This window comes from Streptomyces mutabilis (assembly GCF_014649815.1).
Classification (GTDB): Bacteria; Actinomycetota; Actinomycetes; order Streptomycetales; family Streptomycetaceae; genus Streptomyces; species Streptomyces mutabilis.
Window position 1 is genome coordinate 22,678 of the sequence record NZ_BMTT01000005.1, and the last position, 18,452, is coordinate 41,129.

The following is an 18,452-nucleotide window of genomic DNA, read 5'->3' on the forward strand; positions in this document are numbered from 1 at the left end:
GTCGAAGGAGCCCACGAACATGACGGACGTATCGAGCCAGGGACCCGCCCCCGGCGACGACCGCAAGGTGCTCACCAACCGACAAGGGCACCCCGTCTACGACAACCAGAACCAGCGCACGGTCGGCGCGCGCGGCCCCGCCACGCTGGAGAACTACCAGTTCCTGGAGAAGATCAGCCACTTCGACCGCGAGCGCATCCCCGAGCGGGTCGTGCACGCCCGCGGAGTGACCGCCTACGGCTACTTCGAAGCGTACGGGGCATGGGGCGACGAGCCCATCGACCGCTACACCCGGGCCAAGCTGTTCCAGGAGCGGGGCAAGCGCACCGACCTCGCCGTGCGGTTCTCCACCGTCATCGGCGGACGCGACTCCGCCGAGACGGCCCGCGACCCCCGAGGCTTCGCGGTGAAGTTCTACACCGAGGACGGCAACTGGGACCTCGTCGGCAACAACCTCGCCGTCTTCTTCATCCGCGACGCGATCAAGTTCCCGGACGTCATCCACGCCCTCAAGCCGGACCCCGTGACCTTCACGCAGCAGCCCCGGCGCATCTTCGACTTCATGTCGCAGACGCCGGAGTCCATGCACATGCTGATCAACCTGTTCAGTCCGCGCGGCATCCCGGCGGACTACCGCCACCAGCAGGGCTTCGGCGTCAACACCTACAAGTGGGTCAACGCGGCGGGGGAGACCAAGCTCGTCAAGTACCACTGGATGCCCAAGCAGGGCGTCCGCAGCATGACCGAGGAGGACGCGGCCAACGTCCAGGCCCACGACCTCGGCCACGCCACCAAGGACCTCTACGACGCCGTCACGCGCGGCGACTACCCCGAGTGGGAACTGCTCGTCCAGATGATGGACGACCACGACCACCCGGAGCTGGACTTCGACCCGCTCGACGACACCAAGACCTGGCCGGAGCAGGAGTTCCCGGCGAAGCCGGTCGGCCGGATGGTGCTCGACCGGATGCCGGACAACTACTTCGCCGAGAACGAGCAGATCTCCTTCGGCACCGGCGTCCTCGTCGACGGTCTCGACTTCTCCGACGACAAGATGCTGGTCGGCCGCACCTTCTCGTACAGCGACACCCAGCGCTACCGGGTCGGCCCGAACTACCTCCAGCTGCCCGTCAACCAGGCCAAGAACGCCGATGTGCGCACCAACCAGCGCGACGGACTGATGGCCTACCACCAGGACGGCGGCGGCGAGAACCCGATCGTCAACTACGAGCCGTCCATCACCGGCGGCCTGCGCGAGGCCGAGTACCCCACGCACGACGAGCAGGGACCCGAGATCCAGGGGCGGCTCACCCGCAAGCGCATCCCGCGCACCAACGACTACATGCAGGCCGGGCAGCGCTACCTGCTGCTGGAGGAGTGGGAGCGCGACGACTTGGTGGCGAACTTCGTCAACCTGCTCTCCCAGTGCGACCGGCCGGTGCAGGAGCGCATGGTGTGGCACTTCCTGCTGGTCGAGAACGACCTCGGTCTGCGGGTCGGCGAGGGCATCGGCATCAGCCCGCAGGACGTGAAGCACCTGGAACCGCTGGCGAGCCAGGACCTCACCGACGAGGACCGCGAACGGCTGGCCAACCTCGGCAAGAATCCGCCGCGCGACGTCGAGGGCCTGACGATGACCCACTGCGTCCCGAACGAGCGGCACGTCGTCACGCGGTGACCCTCACCGGGCACGCCGGAGTGCCGCCCGGGCCGCCGTGAGGGCCTGCTCGGCGTGACCGCGTCCGAACAGCACGGCGTGCACCAGCAGCGGGAAGAGCTGGTGCACGCCCACTCGGTCGGCCCAGCCGTCGGCGAGCGGTGCCGCCTCCTCGTAGGCCGCCAGGATCAGCTCCAGGTGCGGGCAGCCGAAGAGGCGCAGCATCGCCAGGTCGGTCTCCCGGTGCCCGCCGTGCGCCGCCGGGTCGATCAGGTGCACCTGCCCGTCGGCACCCCACAGCACGTTCCCGTTCCACAGGTCACCGTGCAGCCTGGCCGGCGGCTCGCCCGGCCCCGCCAGGGCGGGCAGCAGCTCGCAGACCCGCTCGACGTCCGCCGCCTCGGCCGACCGGACGGTGCCCGAGTCCACCGCGCACCGCAGATACGGCAGCACACGGTGCTCGGCGTACCAGCGCGGCCAGTCGTCCCCAGGCTCGTTGCGCATCGGTGCGGGACCGATGTACGCGTCCTCGGGCCCGCCGGGCGGCGCCGCCCCGAACGCCGGCGCCCCGGCGGCGTGCAGGGCGGCCAGGTCCCGGCCGAAACGGGCCGCCGCCTCCGCACTCGCCCGGCCCCGCGCCACACGGTCGGTGACCAGCCAGTGCTCGTCGTCACCGTGCACCACCGGGATCCGGACCGTGCCGGAGCCGGCCAGCCAGCGCAGCCCCGCGGCCTCGGCCCGCGCCGCCTCCGCACTGTCGCCGCGCTTGACCACCACCGTGCGCCCGTCGTCGAGGGCGACCTCGGTGAGCGAACCGGACAACTGGCGTTCACCGGTCACCGAACGGCCGGTGAACTGGGCCGCGGCGGCCGAGGGCGAGGTGGCGGGGTACACGGCCGACAGACTAGCCACACGGCGCCCACTGCGGCCGACCCGGTGAAAATCGCCCGGTACGCCGATCGAAGGCCTCGGGCACGGGGGAGCAGTGGGATTATGACCAGTTCAGCGTTCCATCGCACCATCACCCTGCCCGCCCCCGTGTGCGAACAGGCCGCCCACCACCTCGAGCAGGCGGTCCACAAGGCCATCGACGGGGCCGCGACGCCCTGGCGCGCCTTCCGCGGGGCCGACGGCGACGATTTCGCCTTCTCGGTCCCGGTCGTCGAGCAGGCAGCGGGCTGTCTGCTGGTGCTGGCGGCCGAGAGCGCGCAGAGCCTGCGCCCGTCGGCCCTGCGCGCCCTGATCACCGTCGCCCTGCACCTGCGGGACGCCGCGGAAGCGGTACGCCGTCCCGCGATCCCCAGCGTGGCCTGGTGAGCGGCACCGTCGCGCCAGGCGCTGTCGAGGAAGGAGACGGAAGCACCCGTGCTCCGGTCCTGAGCGCGCTCGGCTCGGCGGCACGGGTCCCGGGTTTCCGGCCGGTGGATGTGGCCGAGGCCACGCCGTGGACGAGAGCCGGGCCATGTTCCGTTCGGTGCGCCGCGGGCTACGGTTCTCGCCGTTCCCCTGTCCTCCCTCGACGAGCAGTTCGGACGGCCCGGCAGTGCACGCAGATCTCTCTCCCGTCATCGCGGCGACCGCCCAGTGGCTCACCCGCGCCTACCCGGCGTCGGGTGGGGCGCTGGCCTGTGCCCTGTCCGAGGCGCAGGCACGGCAGGCGGTGACGGTGGCCGCCCGACTCCGCTACCCGACCGCGATGGACGTCGGCCTGATGGGCGTGTCCGGTCCGGGGGGTTCAGCCCGCCTCGACTGGATCACCGGCGCGGACGGCGCGGGGAGCGTGGACGTTGAGGAGGCGGCCTGGCGGAGCTGGGTGGACGAGGTCGTCGTGAGCTGGGCCGCCTGCCTGCTGACCGACCCGCAACTCGCCGCCCGCGCGGTGGCCGCGCTGGCCGAGGGCGGTACGCCCGTCGAGTTCCGCCGCCTGCTCACTCCCGACGACCGCGACCGGCGGGCGGCGGCGTTGCTGCGCCACCCCGACCTGGTCGCGCCCGTGGCCGAACTGCACCACGCCGAACTCGTCGCTCGGCTGGGCCCGGGGCAGGCGCTCGTCGCCTGACGGGCGGCGGGGTGCGGTGCCCGCGGCGGCCCGCCGTGCCTCCCCCGGTGCCTGCTCGGCTTGCGCGCTGTGGGAAGTGCCGGTTCGGCCTGCGTGCCGCGGGGAGGGCTGTTCGGCCCACGTGACGCGAGAAGGCCCTGCTCGGCTCACGCCCCGCGAGACTCAGGCCGCCGTCCCCAGCGCCGCCCGTGCCGGCGCCTCCTTGTCGCCCCGCACGGGCACCGCCCCTGCGGGCAGACGAGCCCGCAGCACGTGCCCCGCGCCGATCGTGCCGGCGATGATGAGGCCGCCCGCGATGAGGGCGCCGCGCGCGCCGGCCAGTTCCATCAGCAGGCCCAGCGCCGGCGGGCCGCCCAGGCCCCACACCGTGCCGATGCTGCCCCACACCCCGAGGACCCGGCCCCGCATCGACGCGGGAGGGTCGGTCTGGAGGACCGCCGTACCGGCCGTGTCGGAGACGGACTCCACAACGGCCATGGGCAGCACCATCACCAGGAGGACGGCCAGCGACGGCGACAGGCCGGCCACCACCTGCAGCAGTCCGCCCACCGCGGCCAGCGCGCCCACGACCCGCACCGAGGGCCGCCGCAGCCGGGCCCCCAGGACCGCGCCGACGATGCCACCGGCGGCCAGCACCGTGGAGACCGTGCCGAACGACCCGGCGCCGCCCGCGAGCGGCCCGGTGACGAGCACCGCCAGGGTCAGCTGGTAGTTGCGCCCGAAGACCGCGCTGACCCCCGTGACACCGGCCAGCGCCAGCAGCCGGGGACGGCGGGCGAAGAAGGCCAGTCCCTCGCGCACGCCCATGCCCTCGCGGCGCACGGCCGCCACCTGCTTGACCGCGCCCCGTGCAGGGCGCAGGAAGGGAATGACCGAGGCGACGAACAGAAACGACAAGCCATTGGCGGCGTAGGCGGCGGCCGTGCCCAGAAAACCAACGGTCACCCCCGCCAGCGCGGCGCCCGTGAGACGGCCCGCCTGGTGGACCAGCGCGCCCACCCCGATCGCGGAGGGCACGTCCTCGGCCGGGACCAGGTCGTTGCCGAGCAGCGAGCACGCCGGGCCGTCGACGGTGGCGATGACACCTGTGACGGCGGCCAGCACCATCAAGGAGGTCACGTCCAGCCGGTCGAGCGCCACCATGAGCGCCGTCACGAACGCGATCGCGCCGAGCATCGCCTGGCTGACCGCGGCGGTCAGCTTCCGCGGCAAGCGGTCGACGGCCGCACCTCCGAACACGCTGATCAGCAGCGCCGGCGCGGCCTGGACGGACATGGACAGACCCGTCGCGGCGGCCGACCCGGTGATCTGCAGGACCAGCAGGTTCTGCACCGTGAGCTGCATCCACGTACCGGCGTTCGAGACGAAGTTCGCGACCGACCACCAGCGCATGCTGCGGTACCTCAGTGACCGCCACGGCGAACGGGACGGTGCGGGGGTGGGAGGCGGCGGGGAGGCCGGCGGGGCGGAGGCAGGGGAAGAAGACACAGTGCGCCACTCGAAGACGGGTCGGGGACCCGGAAGGGGAAAGGACGGGAGCGAGAAGCCGGCTGCACTGCGCGGCCGCTCCACTGAGCCGGATGACGGCGCCGACCATCGTGGCAGAAGGCTCCGGTGAGTCCTTGCCGACCCATCTCCGGTACCAGGAAAAGTAGTACCGAAGTCCCGGTGTCCCGAAGGGGACTTGGGGGCGTGAGTGGGTTTGATCACAGGGCCGGGCCGCCCGGGCCGACGGATGCGGGCCGGCGTGACGGTGGCCACAACGTCCGGGCCGTACGGGAGGGGCCGCGGGCTGGCGTCAGAGCATGAAAGCTGCTCGGTGGGGCACCCGGGGCACGCTCGTCAGCGCTTGCGGAGGAAGGAAGGTCGTCCTCATGATGCCGATGGCGGCGTTCAGCCCGCGGGAGCAGGCCCGGCCGCCCTGGCACCGAGTCCTGGTGACCGGCGGCGCGGGGTTCCTCGGGTCACATCTGTGCACCTGCCTGCTCGATTCGGGAGTCGAAGTCGACTGCCTCGACAACCTCTCCACCGGGCGCGCCGAGAAGGTGGCCCACCTCGCCGGCCGCCCCGGCTTCCGCTTCCTGGAACACGACGTCTCGCAAGAGGGCTGCGCCGATCTGCTCACCGGCCCCTACGACCTGGTCCTGCACCTGGCGGGCCCGGGGACCTCCCCGGCGTCCTGGCCCGAGCGGCCCGTGGAGATCCTCGACACCGGCAGCCTCGGGACCCGGGCCGCGCTGGCCGTCGCGGAGCGGGACGGCGCCCGGTTCCTGCTGGCCTCCTCGCCCCCGGCGCCTGTCGGTGACGGTGGCGATCCGGTCGGTCCGCACACGGCCCGTGCCGAGGCCGTCCGGTTCTCCGAGGCCCTGGTCGCCGCGCACGCGGCCGCCCACGGTTCGAACGCCGGGATCGTCCGCCTCTTCACCGGCTACGGGCCCGGCATGCGGACGGACGACGGGGGCACGCCGGCCGCCTTCATCGAGCAGGCCCTCGCCGGCCGGCCGGTCACCGTCACCGGGGACGGCGCCCTGACGCACCCGCTGTGCTACGTCGACGACATGGTCGACGGCGTGCTGCTGGTCGCGGCCGGCCGGTCGGTACGGCCCGTGGACATCGGTGGCGACGAGGAGCCCACGGAGGTGGAGATCGCCCGCCGGGTGATCGAGCTGACCGGCTCGGGATCGACGCTGGAGTTCGTCGAGGGGGTGCCACCGGCGGAGTCCCGGCCGGTCACCGGCTTCGCCCGCGAGATTTTCGGCTGGCTGCCGAGCGTGACCTGGCAGGACGGCCTGGAACGCACCGTCGCCGCCCTCGCGGAGCAACCCGATCCGGTCCCGGCGGCACCGGCCGAGCGCACGGGGGAGTGGTGGGCGTGAAGGCGCTCGTCGCCCGCCCCGGCGGACTCGGCGACGTCCTCCTGGCGGGCCCGGCGGTCCGCGCGGTGGCCACCCGGGCCACCCGCGTGACCATGCTGTGCGGCCCCCGCGGAGCGCCCGCCGCCCGGCTGCTGCCGCACGTCGACGACGTCGTGGAGTGGGACCCGCCCTCGGAACCGGGCGGCGCCGACACCGACGGCCTGGTGCGCCGGCTGCGCGAGGAGTCGTACGACGTCGCGCTCGTCCTCGCTCGCGGGCGGCATGCTCCCTCGTCCGCGATGAGCCTCCTGCGCGCGGCGCGAGTGCGCCGTATCGGTGCCACCGTGGGCCCGGCCGGCCGCCCCGAGGAGGAGGCCGCCCTCGACGCCGCCGCGGCGATGGGGTTCGGGCTGCGGCGCGGCGACGACGGCGCACTGCGCGTGCGGCCGGCCCCCGACACCGCCGGACTGACCGGGAACGGCCCGTACGTCGTCGTCCACCCGGGAGCGGGGGACCTCCGCCGTGCCTGGGACGCCGAGTGCGGTGCGGCGGCGGCCGCGCACCTCGCCGACGCCGGGCACCGCGTCGTCGTCACCGGCGGACCGGACGAGACCGCGCTGACCCGCCGGGTCGCCGGCGAGACGGGCGTCGACCTCGGGGGACGTACCGACCCGCGGTCGTTCGCGGGGGTGCTGCGCGCCGCCGACGCGCTCGTCACCGGGTCCGGCGGACCCGCCCGGCTGGCCACCGCCGTCGGCACCCCGGTGGTCTCCGCCCCGTCCCAGGACCTGCCCCGGGCTGTGCGGGGGTTGCCGGGTGTCGTCCACTGATCGCGTGCGCGAGGGCCCGTCGCCACGGCGACGGGCCCTCGTAGGCGCTGGTGACGCGGTCAGCCGGACTTGCCCCGACCCGACATGGCGTCCCGCACCCGGTCGACCATGCCCGCACCGGGTGCGAGCAGCTTGTTCATCGGCGGCTTGTCCGGGGCGGACGGGTGCGGTCGTGTCGGCGCCGTCTTCTTCGCCTGCCGGACCTTGTCGCCCAACTCGTTCAGGGCGTCCGCGGGGCACGCTTCGCGGAGCCGGGGGAAGAGGTTGCCCTCCTCGTCGGCGACGTGCTCACGGATCTCGCTCATCAGCATGCCGATCAACCGGTCGAACTCGGCGTCGTCCGCCGCGCAGCCCTCCAGGTCCTTCATGATCTGCTCGGCCTCGGCGTGATCTTCGAGTTCCTTGTCCGCGAGGGCGTTCCCGTCCGCCACGTGCTCACGGACGGCGGGGTAGAGGTAGGCCTCCTCCGCCACCGAGTGCCGGATCAGCTCGATCGTCGCCTGTTCGGCGTACAGCTTGCGGTCCTTGTGTCCGGACGGCAGCGCCTCGATCTTGCCGAAGAGCTCCTCGACCTCACGGTGATCGGTCGTCAGCTCGTCGATGACGTTTCCACCGTGTCCCATGTTTCACCTCCAGCCAGGTCGTGGCGGCCGGGACCGGCGCGCCACGAGCGTCGGGTCCCCCCGGCGGCGGTGGGCTAACGCCCGGCGCAGGCGCTCAGCTTCGCCCTGACGCCGGCCGCCGTCGCCGCCGGACGCGCCGTGGCCGGGACCGAACGCCGCACCAGGTGGGCGTCGTGGCGCAGGTCCTGGGCGGCGTGCCGGCCGCGCCACAGCAGCGAGGGGGCGCTGCCGGTGTCGTCGGCCGCGATCAGCAGCCCGCCCATCATGGACAGGTTCTTCAGGAAGTGGATACGCTGCTGGGCGCGTTCGGAGGGGTCCTCCGCGTCCCAGTAGCGGTGCGCCGCCAGTGTGGTGGGGACCAGCGTCGCGGCGAGGGCCAGCGCGGCCAGGCGCGGACGGCGGCCGAGGCCGAGCATGAGCCCGCCCACGACGTGGACGGCGCCGTTGAGCCGTACGAGTTGTTCGGTGCGGTCCGGCAGTACGGGCACGCGGTCGGTCACCGGCCGCACGATCGGCTCGGCGATTGGGGCCAGGTCCTCGGGCCGCCGCAGGGACTGCAGACCGCCCGCGACGAACATCGAGGCGAGCAGCGGGCGGCCGGCGATACGCAGAAGACTCATGACGCTCTCTCCAAGAGGTACCGGAGCAATGCCAGGGGTGGAGGGGGGTGTGGTGCCCCACTGGGATCATCGGGTGGCCGGGGCGGGTGGCGCCATTCGGCGCCCGGTTCCGCGGGGCGCGGGCGGGCGCCGCGTCGCCAGGTGCCGGCGCAGGTCACAGGCTGTTCAGGATCTGCGGCGACAAGATCTTGATCATGGTGTTGGTCCAGCGCATCTGGCGCAGTGTCCGCGGATGGCAGGCGGAGGCGAGCCCCAGCAGCTCGCTGTCCTCGGAGGCCTGCGCGGCCTGCGCGAGCATCTCCCAGTGAAGCGAGTTCTCCGCGGCGGCGACGTGCAGCTCGCGCAGGTCGCGCAGGAGCAGCAGGCCGGGCTCGGGCCGGTGCACCACCGCGGCCGACGCCTCCTCGCGCAGCGTCGCGAAGAAGCCGTCCGGGGAGGTGCCCGGCGGATCACCGAGCTTCACGCCATGGTGCGCGGCGACCTCGGCCACACGGCGGACGTGTTCGCGGGACCAGGCGGCGAGGTCGGTGGCGACGTGGTGGACCTCGTGCTCGGTGCGGTGCCGCTCGGCGACGGTCATCAGGTCGTGCGCCAGGCGCCGCTCGCCGCGGTGCAGCGTGCGCAGGGTCAGGGTGATGCCGTTCACCGGGCGCCTTCCTCGCGGCCGTGCGGGAACTTTGTCGGCGACTGCGTCGTGTGTGCCGCCTCCCCGCCCGCGGTGGGGTGTGCGGCGCCGACGGTGGCGGGTGCCGACGCGGTGGTGGTCGGCGCCGGGGACGGGCGGCCGTCACCGCGCTCGACGAGGGTGAGCGACGCGGTGGCCGTCTTGAAGAGGGGTTGTTTGGAGACCGGGTCCCAGTCGGTGACGGTCGCCTCGTTCGCGGCACGCCCGGGCGTGTCCGGTCCCGGTCCCGTCCCGTTCCCGGTGTCCCAGTAGCCGTAGTGGAACGGTACGAAGAGCAGCCCGGGCCGGATACCGGTCACCCGCAGCCGCCCGCGTAGGGCACCGCGCCTGCCGGTGACCTCGACCAGGTCGCCCTCGCCGAGGCCGAGCCGGTCCGCGTCCGCGGTGGAGATCTCCACCCACACGTCCGGGGCGGCGTCTCGGAGCTGCGGCGCCCGTCCGGTTTTCGTACGGGTGTGGAAGTGGTAGACCGTCCGGCCCGTGGTCAGCTGGAACGGGTACTCCTCGTCCGGCTCGTCGTGCGGCGGCCGGTAGGCGGCTGCCTTCAGCATCGCCTTGCCGTCAGGGTTGAGGGAGCGGTACTCCACGACCTCCTGCGACGCCCCGGTCTCGAGGTCCTTGCCGTAGCTCTCGCACAGGTCCGGGTGCGCCCAGCTGATGCCGTCCGCGTAGAGCCGGGCGGTGCCCTCGGGGGCCGACTCGACGCACGGCCACTGGATGCCGCTGGTGCCGCGCAGCTTGGCGTAGGTCAGGCCGGTGTAGTCGCAGGGGCGGCCGGCGCTGCAGTGCTTCCACGCCTCGAACGCCGACTCGGGGTCGTCCCAGGTGATCAGCCGGCCCCCGTCCTTGTCCCGGAAGTCCATGCGCCGGGCGTAATCCAAGAAGATGTCGAGGTCGGGCCTGGCCTCGCCGGGCGGTTCGACGGCCTTCTCGGACAGGTGCACCGTGCGGTCGGCGTTGGTGAGCGCGCCGGTCTTCTCGCCCCAGGTGGCGGCCGGCAGCACCACGTCGGCCAACTGCGCCGTCTCCGTGAGGAACAGGTCCTGCACCACCGTGAACAGCCGCTTCTGCGTCAGGATCGAGCGGATCCGGGAGAGTTCGGGCAGCGAGACGGCGGGGTTGGTGCCGCTGATCCACAGCATGCGGATCGAGCCCTGCTCGGCGTACCGGTACATTTGCATCGCGTGCGTGGGCGGCGCGTAGTGCGGGATCTTCTCGGGTTCGACGTTCCACACTTTCGCGAGGTCGGCGACGTGGGAATCGTTCTGCCAGTTGCGGAAGCCCGGCAGGTCGCCGTTGGCGCCGCACTCACGCGTGTTCTGGGCGGTGGGCTGGCCGTTCATCTGGAGCAGTCCGGCGCCCGGGCGGCCCAGCATGCCCCGGATCAGGTGCAGGTTGTTGATCTGGACCGCTGCCGCGGTGGCCTGGTGGGACTGGTAGACGCCCTGGAGGACGGTGGAGACCAACGCGTCGGTGGTGCCGACCAGTTCGGCGGCCTCCTCGATCCGGGCGGCCGGCACGTCGCAGATGTCCGCCGCCCACTTGGGCGTGCAGTCGGCGACCCGCTCGGCCAGCTCCTCGAAGCCGACGGTGTGCGCGGCGATGAAGTCCCGGTCGACGCGGTCGTGCCGAATCGTCTCGTGCAGCAGGGCGTTGAGCAGCGCGACGTTGGTGCCGCCGCGCGGCGCGAGGTGCACGGCGGCGTGCCGGGCGACCTGTGTGGGCCGGGGGTCCACGCACAGCAGGCGCGGCGGATCGGCCCCCTCCAGCCGGTCCAGCAGCCGCATCCACTGCACGGGCTGGGTCTCGGCGATGTTGTGGCCGAACAGCGCGACCACGTCGGCGTGGTCGAAGTCGTCGTAGCTGCCGGGCTGTCCGTCGCAGCCGAAGGTTTCCTTCAGCGCCTCCGCCGCCGTCGACGTGCACAGCCTGGTGTTGCCGTCAAGGTGGTTGGTACCGATGCCGGCCCGGGCCAGGACCGCGAGCGTGTAGTACTCCTCCAGGAACAGCTGACCGGACGTGTAGAAGCCGATCGAACCCGGGCCCCGCTCCTCGAGCAGCTCGCGCGAGCGGGCGGCCACCAAGTCCATCGCGGTGTCCCAGTCCGTCTCCACCAGTCGCCCGTCGCGCCGGACCAGTGGCCGGGTCAGCCGGTCCCGGGAGGCGTTCGCCTGCCACCCGAACAGGTCCTTCGGACCGAGACGGCCCCGGTTGACCCGGTCCACGTCGCGGCCACGCACGCCCACCATCCGGCCGTCGGCCACCGCGATGTCCATGGCGTCGCCGTCGGAGTGCAGGATCGACGCCGACTGCACCCAGCGCTCCACCGCCCCGGGTTCCACCCCCGCCTTGAGGAACGTGTCCACCCGGGCCGGCCAGGTGTCGTGCCGTCCGTAGGGCGTCCTGTCGCCCCACGGCTGCGCGATCCGGTCCGTCGCGTCCTCCATCTACCGGCCTCCCGCCAACGTTCGCCACACTGCCGGCTGGCGGGTACCCGGGTGCCGCCGATCGAAGCGAATCACGTGTGAGAGCGCTCCCAATCGGGCAGGATGCTGCGGTGACCCCGACTGCCGCCGTACGCCCGTACCGTCCGGCCGACGCCCCGGCCCTGGACGACATCTGTATCCGCACCGCGCACAACGGCCGGGACAGCCGGCCGGTGTACGCCGACCCCACCGTCCTGCCCGCCATCTTCGCCGCCCCCTACGTCCACCTGGACCCGGACCTGGCCTTCGTGCTGGACGACGGGACGGGACGCGCGGTCGGCTACATCCTCGGTACGGCCGACACCCCGCGCTTCGCCGAGGAGTTCCGCGCCAAGTGGCTGCCGCGTGTCGCCGACCGATACCCGGCGCCCGCGGGCCCGCCCGGCACACCGGACGAGGTCATGGCCGGACTGCTGCACGACCCGGAGCGGATGATCGTCCCCGAACTCGCCGCCTACCCGGCTCACCTGCACATCGACCTGCTGCCCGAGTGGCAGGGCCGCGGACACGGCCGGGCGCTGATGCGGACGTTCTGGCGGGCGCTGCGCGAACGCGGGGTCCCGGCCGTGCACCTGGTCATGGCCACGGCCAACACACCCGCCAGGGCCTTCTACGACCGCCTGGGCTTCCACGTGATCGAGGCGGCGGGACTCGACCCCGCCGACGTCACCTGCCTCGGGCGTACGACGCAGGAACCGGAACGGTCCTGACGAGGACGGCGGCGACGGGAGCGGGGCACGTGGTGGTCAGGCCGAGCCCAGCCGGTAGACGCTGAAGGCCCGGCGGATGACCGGCTGGGCCACGTTGCGCACCCGTACGCCGCCCGCCGTCATCCCGTGCTCGGTGCCCAGATGGGCGTGGCCGTGGACGGCCAGGTCGGCGCCGGCCGTGTCGATCGCCTCGGCCAGCAGGTAGCTGCCGAGGAACGGATGGATCTCCGGCGGCTCCCCGGCGAGCGTGTCGGCGACGGGGGAGAAGTGGGTCAGCGCCACCCGCGCCGCGCAGCCCTCCTCCTCCAGCTCCTTCAGCGCGGCGTGCAGACTGTCCGCCGAGCGGCGGGTGGTGCGCACGAACTCCTTCATCACCGGCTCCCCGAACTCGCCGGCGTTGCGCCCGACGAACCCGCCGCCGAACCCCTTGGTCCCGGCGATCCCCACTCGGCCCCCGGCGCACTCCACAACCGTGGCCTCGCCCTCCAAGACGGTCACCCCGGCCTCCCGGAGGATGGCGGTGACCTTCTCGGGCTGTTCGTCGTGGTGGTCGTGGTTGCCGAGGACGGCCACCACCGGCACCGGCAGGCCGCGCACCTCCCGTGCCACCACCCGAGTCTCCTCGGGGGAGCCGTGCCGCGTGAGGTCCCCGGCGAGCAGCAGCAGGTCGGCGCAGTCGGGCAGGGTCTCGAACGCGGGCCGCAGCAGCCCCTCGCTGTCGGGCCCCATGTGGATGTCTCCGACGGCGGCGACGCGGATCATCACAGCTCCTCCGCATGGTCGGGACGGGTGGTATCCGCCACCACGATGTCGGTGTGCACGGTGAGTCCTGCGAGCTCCTCGCGGGCGATCCGCAGGACGCTCTCGCGGCACTGCGCCGAGGGCACCGTGCCCGTGAGCGCGATCGCCCCGGCCCGGATCTCGGCACGTACGCCGAGTTCGCCCAGCTCCTCCGCGGCGAGCCGGTCGTGCAGGTGGGCCACGCGGTACTCGACGTTCTCGGGGCGTCCGGCGTGCCCGGCCGCGGAGGCGGGGCCGCTCGCCGCGGGGCCCTGGTGGCCTACGGGGTCGCTCATCGCTGCTCCTCCTTCGAGGCGGTGGCCGCGGGGGCGGCCGGGGAGATGATCTCCAGCCGTTCGAGAATGAAGAAGAACGCGGCGGGCATCGGGGCGTCACCGCAGTCGCGGCGCAACTCGTCCCAGTCGATCTTCTCCCGCAGCGTACGGGCGATCGGCAGCACCGCCCCGAAGTCGCAGTGGTGCTCGGAGAAGGCCGCCAGCAGACCGCGCAGCAGATCGGTCGGTGCCAGCACCGGCATGAGCACCGAGTCGACCGAGAGGTCCTGGGCCCGGGCCAGCAGCTCCGTCGTGACGGGTTGGTGGGCCAGCTCGAAGATGAGGTCGACCTGCTGACCCAGGCAGTTCGCCTTCAGCAGCCAGTCCTCGGGCGGCGTGTACACCGTCAGGCCCGCTTCCCGCAGGGTCTCGGCGACGGCGGTCGCGTCGTCGGGACGGACGCAGAAGTCGACGTCGTGCTGGAGGTTCTGGGTGCCGCCGTGTGCGTAGACGGCGACGCTGCCCGCCAGCGCGAACGGGTGCTCGTTGCGCTTGAGGATCGCGCCCACCTGCTTGGCCGCCTGCAGGATCGCCTGGTTGCGGTCGAGCGGGAGGTCTTCGGGGTGGACATCGTGCGGGGGGACCGGTCCGGGGTCCCCCACCGTCGGACGGAGCTCGGAAACGCCGGCGCGCCGGTCGAGAGCGTGGTCGTCGGCGGGCTGCGTCATTGCTGTCCCCTTTCCGGGCTGCTGCCTCGCGGGCCGGACCGGACGGACCGCCGCGCCGGTACGGGCCCGGCCGGTCGTCCCCTGTCGGTGCGGGTACCCGGCGCGGTACCGCCGACACGACGACCGTGCCCGGAGCTGTGGCGGCTGGGCGAATGCGGGCACCCGGGCGGCATGAACGACAAGCAGACGCAGCGGCGGACCGCATCCGACGACCGCCGGACCGTGGAACGGCTGGTGGCGGCGTGGCTCGCGGAGACCGAACACCACGACCGTGCCGCGGCCCGTGAGGCCCGCGCGGGCTGGGACCGGGGAGCTCTGTCCGAGCGGGCCGCCCAGGACCTGGCCACGTGGGTCACGGCGAGGATCACGGACACCGGATTCACCGAGGACGAGGGCCCCTACGTGGCAGGCCCCGTACGGATCACCCCGGCCGACAAGGACACCGTGCACGACTGGCTGCGCGCGCGGGGGCACCGGATCTGACCCCCCGGACCACTGCGCCGCGGCACGTCAGCGGTCCGGCGGCCGCCACTCGAACATCAGGATCGTCGCGTCGTCCCGCAGTTGCCCGCCGGACTGCGAGTCCAGGATCGAGTGGATCAGCCGCCGCAGCGTCTCCGGGGCCAGCTCGCCGCCGGCCGTGGCCCGGATGACGTAGTCGGCGAACCGTTCGAGCCCGAACAGCTTCTCCTCCCGGGTGCGCGCCTCGGTGATCCCGTCGGTGTACATCAGGACCCGGTCACCGGGCTCCAGCCGCATCTCGTGGGTCCGGCGCGGCTCGGCGGACAACTGGGCCGGCGCGCCCATCGGAGGGTCGGCCTCCCGCTCCAGGGCGTCGACGAGCAACTGGTCACCGCGGATCAGCAGCGGAGCGGGGTGGCCGCAGTTGTTCCACCGCAGCAGTCCGGTCTCGAACTCCAGCTGGGCGAGGACCGCGGTGCAGTACTGCTCCGGCAGCCACCCGGCCAGCGCTTCGTCGACACGGCGCACGAGCGCGGGCAGGTCGGCCCCGTTGCGCCGGGCGTTGCGGCAGGCGGCCAGCGCCACCGCGCTGGTCAGTCCGGATGCGAGGTCGTGCCCCATGGCGTCGATGACCGACACGTGCAGTGTCGTCTGGGTGAGCGAGTGGTCGAAGGCGTCGCCGCCGAGCTCGTACGCGGGTTCCAGCACGGCCGTCGACACCACGTGCGCGTTGCCGATGGTGCGGGGCGGCAGGAAGGCACGGAGCATCTCGGAGGTGAGGTGCATCGGCTCGGTGCGCGTGTGCCGGACGAACGAGTCCTCGAAGGCCCTCTTGGACGTGATCATCATGGCCAGCAGCGAGGCCAGCGCCCGGCTCCGGATCAGCGTGGCGGTGGTGAGCGCCGACGAGTGCACCCCCAGCACGCCGAGTCGTTCGGCGCCGTCGAGCAGGGGCAGCCACGCCGTGACGCCGCCCGTGTCGGACTCCTCTACGCGCAGCGCCTGCGTCCGGTAGGCCCAGCCGGCGAGCGAACCGTCGACGGGGATGGGAGGCGCCACATCCGTCTGCGGCACGAGATACCGCTGTTGCAGGTCGACGAGGTAGACCACGGCGTGCTGCAGGTCCAGCGCCTTGGCGCATCGGGTCACGGCGGTGGCCAGGTCGAGTGTCAGATGGGCAGGATCGGCGAGGAACTCCCGCAGCAGTGCTTCGCTCGCCTCTGACGTGGACACCTCGTCTCCCCTCGTCGAGAAACCCGCCGGTACGGGGCACGTTGCCAGCAGTCTGGCACCGCGCGCCCCGGCCCGCCCGCCGTGCCGGTCGCCCGGGCGGCGCTTCGGTCCGGGCAGAGGGGGCACGCGGCACGTCGTAGGACCCCGAACGCCGAGGAGTGGTGCCACATGACCGAGTACGAGCGCTCCCGCACCATGCCCGCCCAGCCGGAACACGTGTTCGATCAAGCTGCGAACGTCGGGCAGTTGGACACATGGCTGCCCCGGGACCTGCACGTGGAGCCGGAGGAACCGCCGGCCGTCACCGTGCACGAAGACCGTACCGACCAGGACACCTCCGCGCTGCTGAGCGCCCGGCCCGAGCAGATGAGGCTCGAATGGGGCACCCGCAAGCAGGGCAGCTACGCCGGCTGGCTGCAGGTCGCCGGTCTGGACAGCGGGGCCAGTGAGGTGACGGTGCACCTGTCGTTCTTCGACGAGGGCCACGACCCGGGGCAACGTGCGGTGGTCGAGGCCCTGGACGGGAGCCTGCGGCGTCTGGAGGAGCAGGTGCGGATACGCACCGACAACGCGGCCGGCTGACGAGGGCAACCCATGGCGGTCAGGTCGGGTCGTACCGGGAAGGCTCAGCCGACACCGACACCGACACCGACACCGACGAACCGACATGGGGGAATCAAGCATGCACGTCCGTGCCCGAGCGGCCCGCGCCGCCCTCGGCGTGGCCGCGGTCCGGGCGACCGCCGCGGCACCGCCCTCCGCCCCGCCCGCGTTCCTGGAGCCGGCCTAACTGCCGCCGCACCCCTCCTCGGACTGGTACGCCGGCCCGGTGACCGCCGGGCAGCCGGACCCGCTGCCGATGTGCGTCGGCGAGGCTCTGCCGTCCACCGCGTCCCACCGCCGGTACCGGACCGAGTACGACACGGGTGCCCTGCAGGTGACGGTGGTCGAGCGAAGCGCGCAGCGGCCAGGGAACTCGCCGCCCTGCTGCGTGCGGACCTGGCCGGCTGCGCGCGGACGGTGATGGAGCAGTACCCCGACATCACCGCCACGCAGAAGTACTACGGCCGGCTGGTCGTGGAGGAGGGCGCGCACGTCTACGGCGTCCACACGGTCGCCGAGTGGGGAGCCTCCGACATCAACCTGTTCTCGGTCGGGCGGGACGGCGGGACCGTGACGGTCGTGAAGTGGGGCCAGACGGGCACCTTCGCGCACGCGCAGGTGCCCGACTTCCGGGCGACCACGGTCACGGCCGTCGACAAGCTCCACTGAACGATCCCGCCGGCGGACCGCCCGTCACGTCACGACGGGCGGTCCGCCGTCCGGACGCAGTACGGCCCGCTGACCGTGCCGGCAGTGCACGAGCCGGTCGGCGAGCCCCTTACGGTCGGCCTCGGCCAGGAACGCGTCGAGCGGCGAACGGAAGACGGTGTAGTCGTCGTAATGCACCGGCAGGATCAGGCGGGGGCCGAGACGCCGGGCGAGTTCCGCGCCCTGGCGCCCGTCCATGGTCACCACGAAGCCGCCCGGCAGGGTCGTCCCGCCCAGGTGCAGCACGGCCAGATCGATACCAGGGAAGCGCCGGGCGATCTCGTCCAGGCCGTCGAAGAGCAGGGTGTCGCCGGAGACGTACAGCCGGTGCCGCGGGGGACCGGCGGCCGGGCCGAACTCCAGGAGGCTGCCCATCACCGGCGGCAGCAGGCGCCGCAGTACCGGATGCCCGGCGTGCCGTCCGGGCAGTGAGGTGATGCGTACCTGCGCGTCCGCGTGCCGCACGGTCTCCTCCTGCCAGGTGCGCAGCCCCACGGACCGGTGGAACCCGTGCACGCCCTGCAGTCGGCGGGAGGCGTGCGGGGTGGTGACGATCGGCAGCGACCGGGACAGCAGGCGCCGGGCCCTGCGGTCCCAGTGGTCGCCGTGCAGGTGTGACAGCACCACGGCGTCGAGCCGCGGCAAGTCGCCCAGGTTCAGCGCGGGCTCGGTCAGGCGGCGGCTCACCAGCCCGTAGCCGAGGTGGGCGCGCTCGCCGCGGTGGAGGAAGTTCGGATCGGTGAGCAGACTCAGCTCGCGGTACCGGAGGAGTACGGTCGCGTTGCCGATGAAGTGGATCCGCAGGGAGTCGTCCGGGGTCTGGGCCGGGGACGCAGGCGTGGACGGGGACATGGCACTGGTCCGATTTCTGTCCGGGGCTGAGGGGCCGCGGGGCTGCGTGGCTGCGGTCACGGACGCGGCGCCCGGACCGCCCGAGCGCCGGGCTCCTCGTGGGAGGACGGAGTACCCCTCCTGTGGCCCCTCACCCGACCGCCCGGCATGAGCAGGCCACCGCCGGGCCCGCCACATGCCGTTCCGCGACGAGCGATCGGCCCACCCCCGAGCCGATACGAGCCCGTCCACCCGCACCACCGCCCCGCCCCCCGGGTGTCCCCGCCGCCGCCCAGGGCACTCGCCG

Annotated in this window: 19 protein-coding genes and 1 pseudogene; 9 read left to right on the forward strand and 11 right to left on the reverse strand. The window is 73.0% G+C overall.

All coding sequences use genetic code 11. The features are described from left to right. Nucleotides 1-19: 19 nt before the first annotated feature. Entirely contained in the window at nt 20-1,678 is a 1,659-nt protein-coding gene (locus IE142_RS13010; protein ID WP_191885900.1) for a catalase, read from the forward strand. A gap of 3 nt (nt 1,679-1,681) precedes the next feature. Here the strand turns inward: IE142_RS13010 and IE142_RS13015 are convergent, their stop codons facing one another. Further along, entirely contained in the window at nt 1,682-2,551 is an 870-nt protein-coding gene (locus IE142_RS13015) for a fructosamine kinase family protein (RefSeq protein WP_370466342.1), read from the reverse strand. A 99-nt stretch (nt 2,552-2,650) separates the two neighbouring features. Here IE142_RS13015 and IE142_RS13020 point away from each other — a divergent pair, with 99 nt between their 5' ends. After that, on the forward strand, nt 2,651-2,974 hold the full coding sequence (locus tag IE142_RS13020; RefSeq protein ID WP_043376270.1) for a hypothetical protein: 324 nt from the start codon (nt 2,651-2,653) through the stop codon (nt 2,972-2,974). Between the two features lie 226 nt (nt 2,975-3,200). Next, on the forward strand, nt 3,201-3,716 hold the full coding sequence (locus tag IE142_RS13025) for a hypothetical protein (RefSeq protein ID WP_191885901.1): 516 nt from the start codon (nt 3,201-3,203) through the stop codon (nt 3,714-3,716). A gap of 162 nt (nt 3,717-3,878) precedes the next feature. On the opposite strand, the gene IE142_RS13030 is transcribed toward IE142_RS13025, so the two are convergent. Next, entirely contained in the window at nt 3,879-5,204 is a 1,326-nt protein-coding gene (locus tag IE142_RS13030; RefSeq protein ID WP_191885902.1) for an MFS transporter, read from the reverse strand. A gap of 386 nt (nt 5,205-5,590) precedes the next feature. Here IE142_RS13030 and IE142_RS13035 point away from each other — a divergent pair, with 386 nt between their 5' ends. Then, nucleotides 5,591-6,592, forward strand: coding sequence for an NAD-dependent epimerase/dehydratase family protein (locus IE142_RS13035; protein WP_191886173.1), 1,002 nt, complete (start codon nt 5,591-5,593; stop codon nt 6,590-6,592). Then, complete coding sequence (locus tag IE142_RS13040; protein WP_191885903.1) at nt 6,589-7,401, forward strand: glycosyltransferase family 9 protein; 813 nt, start codon at nt 6,589-6,591, stop codon at nt 7,399-7,401. The genes IE142_RS13035 and IE142_RS13040 overlap by 4 nt, the downstream gene beginning before the upstream one ends. A gap of 59 nt (nt 7,402-7,460) precedes the next feature. Here IE142_RS13040 and IE142_RS13045 read toward each other — a convergent pair whose 3' ends face one another. From IE142_RS13045 to IE142_RS13060, 4 genes are all read right to left on the reverse strand, one after another. Then, nucleotides 7,461-8,024: a hemerythrin domain-containing protein gene (locus tag IE142_RS13045; protein ID WP_191885904.1), complete on the reverse strand. Its 564-nt coding sequence runs from the start codon at nt 8,022-8,024 to the stop codon at nt 7,461-7,463. 74 nt (nt 8,025-8,098) lie between these two features. After that, a complete protein-coding gene (locus IE142_RS13050) occupies nt 8,099-8,644 on the reverse strand; it encodes a DoxX family protein (RefSeq protein ID WP_191885905.1) in 546 nt (181 codons plus the stop codon). A 154-nt stretch (nt 8,645-8,798) separates the two neighbouring features. Continuing rightward, nucleotides 8,799-9,290, reverse strand: coding sequence for a hypothetical protein (locus IE142_RS13055; protein ID WP_191885906.1), 492 nt, complete (start codon nt 9,288-9,290; stop codon nt 8,799-8,801). Beyond that, complete coding sequence (locus IE142_RS13060; protein ID WP_191885907.1) at nt 9,287-11,776, reverse strand: molybdopterin oxidoreductase family protein; 2,490 nt, start codon at nt 11,774-11,776, stop codon at nt 9,287-9,289. The genes IE142_RS13055 and IE142_RS13060 overlap by 4 nt, the downstream gene beginning before the upstream one ends. Nucleotides 11,777-11,886: 110 nt before the next feature. Here IE142_RS13060 and IE142_RS13065 point away from each other — a divergent pair, with 110 nt between their 5' ends. After that, complete coding sequence (locus tag IE142_RS13065; RefSeq protein ID WP_191885908.1) at nt 11,887-12,525, forward strand: GNAT family N-acetyltransferase; 639 nt, start codon at nt 11,887-11,889, stop codon at nt 12,523-12,525. A 36-nt stretch (nt 12,526-12,561) separates the two neighbouring features. On the opposite strand, the gene IE142_RS13070 is transcribed toward IE142_RS13065, so the two are convergent. From IE142_RS13070 to IE142_RS13080, 3 genes are read right to left on the reverse strand one after another with little or no spacing between them, the layout of a single operon-like run. Next, complete coding sequence (locus tag IE142_RS13070; RefSeq protein WP_191885909.1) at nt 12,562-13,287, reverse strand: metallophosphoesterase family protein; 726 nt, start codon at nt 13,285-13,287, stop codon at nt 12,562-12,564. Next, on the reverse strand, nt 13,287-13,601 hold the full coding sequence (locus tag IE142_RS13075) for a BON domain-containing protein (protein ID WP_229830426.1): 315 nt from the start codon (nt 13,599-13,601) through the stop codon (nt 13,287-13,289). The genes IE142_RS13070 and IE142_RS13075 overlap by 1 nt, the downstream gene beginning before the upstream one ends. After that, entirely contained in the window at nt 13,598-14,308 is a 711-nt protein-coding gene (locus IE142_RS13080) for a nucleotidyltransferase family protein (protein ID WP_191885910.1), read from the reverse strand. The genes IE142_RS13075 and IE142_RS13080 overlap by 4 nt, the downstream gene beginning before the upstream one ends. Nucleotides 14,309-14,479: 171 nt before the next feature. Here IE142_RS13080 and IE142_RS13085 point away from each other — a divergent pair, with 171 nt between their 5' ends. Beyond that, nucleotides 14,480-14,791, forward strand: coding sequence for a hypothetical protein (locus IE142_RS13085; RefSeq protein WP_191885911.1), 312 nt, complete (start codon nt 14,480-14,482; stop codon nt 14,789-14,791). Between the two features lie 27 nt (nt 14,792-14,818). On the opposite strand, the gene IE142_RS13090 is transcribed toward IE142_RS13085, so the two are convergent. Further along, the gene (locus IE142_RS13090; RefSeq protein WP_191885912.1) at nt 14,819-16,003 is read right to left on the reverse strand and encodes a PP2C family protein-serine/threonine phosphatase; all 1,185 of its coding nucleotides are present in this window, start codon (nt 16,001-16,003) and stop codon (nt 14,819-14,821) included. A 168-nt stretch (nt 16,004-16,171) separates the two neighbouring features. Here IE142_RS13090 and IE142_RS13095 point away from each other — a divergent pair, with 168 nt between their 5' ends. Next, on the forward strand, nt 16,172-16,585 hold the full coding sequence (locus IE142_RS13095; RefSeq protein WP_191885913.1) for an SRPBCC family protein: 414 nt from the start codon (nt 16,172-16,174) through the stop codon (nt 16,583-16,585). 100 nt (nt 16,586-16,685) lie between these two features. Next, nucleotides 16,686-17,275, forward strand: a pseudogene (locus tag IE142_RS13100) (hypothetical protein). A gap of 24 nt (nt 17,276-17,299) precedes the next feature. Here the strand turns inward: IE142_RS13100 and IE142_RS13105 are convergent. Then, nucleotides 17,300-18,166, reverse strand: coding sequence for an MBL fold metallo-hydrolase (locus IE142_RS13105; protein WP_191885914.1), 867 nt, complete (start codon nt 18,164-18,166; stop codon nt 17,300-17,302). Between the last annotated feature and the right edge of the window lie 286 nt (nt 18,167-18,452).

Excerpts from the sequence above, each read along its gene's own strand:
- IE142_RS13010 (WP_191885900.1), top strand. The coding sequence starts at position 20 with ATGACGGACGTATCGAGCCAGGGACCCGCCCCCGGCGACGACCGCAAG.
- IE142_RS13020 (WP_043376270.1), top strand. The coding sequence starts at position 2,651 with ATGACCAGTTCAGCGTTCCATCGCACCATCACCCTGCCCGCCCCCGTG.
- IE142_RS13035 (WP_191886173.1), top strand. The coding sequence starts at position 5,591 with ATGATGCCGATGGCGGCGTTCAGCCCGCGGGAGCAGGCCCGGCCGCCC.
- IE142_RS13045 (WP_191885904.1), bottom strand. The coding sequence starts at position 8,024 with ATGGGACACGGTGGAAACGTCATCGACGAGCTGACGACCGATCACCGT.
- IE142_RS13050 (WP_191885905.1), bottom strand. The coding sequence starts at position 8,644 with ATGAGTCTTCTGCGTATCGCCGGCCGCCCGCTGCTCGCCTCGATGTTC.
- IE142_RS13060 (WP_191885907.1), bottom strand. The coding sequence starts at position 11,776 with ATGGAGGACGCGACGGACCGGATCGCGCAGCCGTGGGGCGACAGGACG.
- IE142_RS13070 (WP_191885909.1), bottom strand. The coding sequence starts at position 13,287 with ATGATCCGCGTCGCCGCCGTCGGAGACATCCACATGGGGCCCGACAGC.
- IE142_RS13075 (WP_229830426.1), bottom strand. The coding sequence starts at position 13,601 with ATGAGCGACCCCGTAGGCCACCAGGGCCCCGCGGCGAGCGGCCCCGCC.
- IE142_RS13080 (WP_191885910.1), bottom strand. The coding sequence starts at position 14,308 with ATGACGCAGCCCGCCGACGACCACGCTCTCGACCGGCGCGCCGGCGTT.
- IE142_RS13085 (WP_191885911.1), top strand. The coding sequence starts at position 14,480 with ATGAACGACAAGCAGACGCAGCGGCGGACCGCATCCGACGACCGCCGG.
- IE142_RS13095 (WP_191885913.1), top strand. The coding sequence starts at position 16,172 with ATGACCGAGTACGAGCGCTCCCGCACCATGCCCGCCCAGCCGGAACAC.
- IE142_RS13105 (WP_191885914.1), bottom strand. The coding sequence starts at position 18,166 with ATGTCCCCGTCCACGCCTGCGTCCCCGGCCCAGACCCCGGACGACTCC.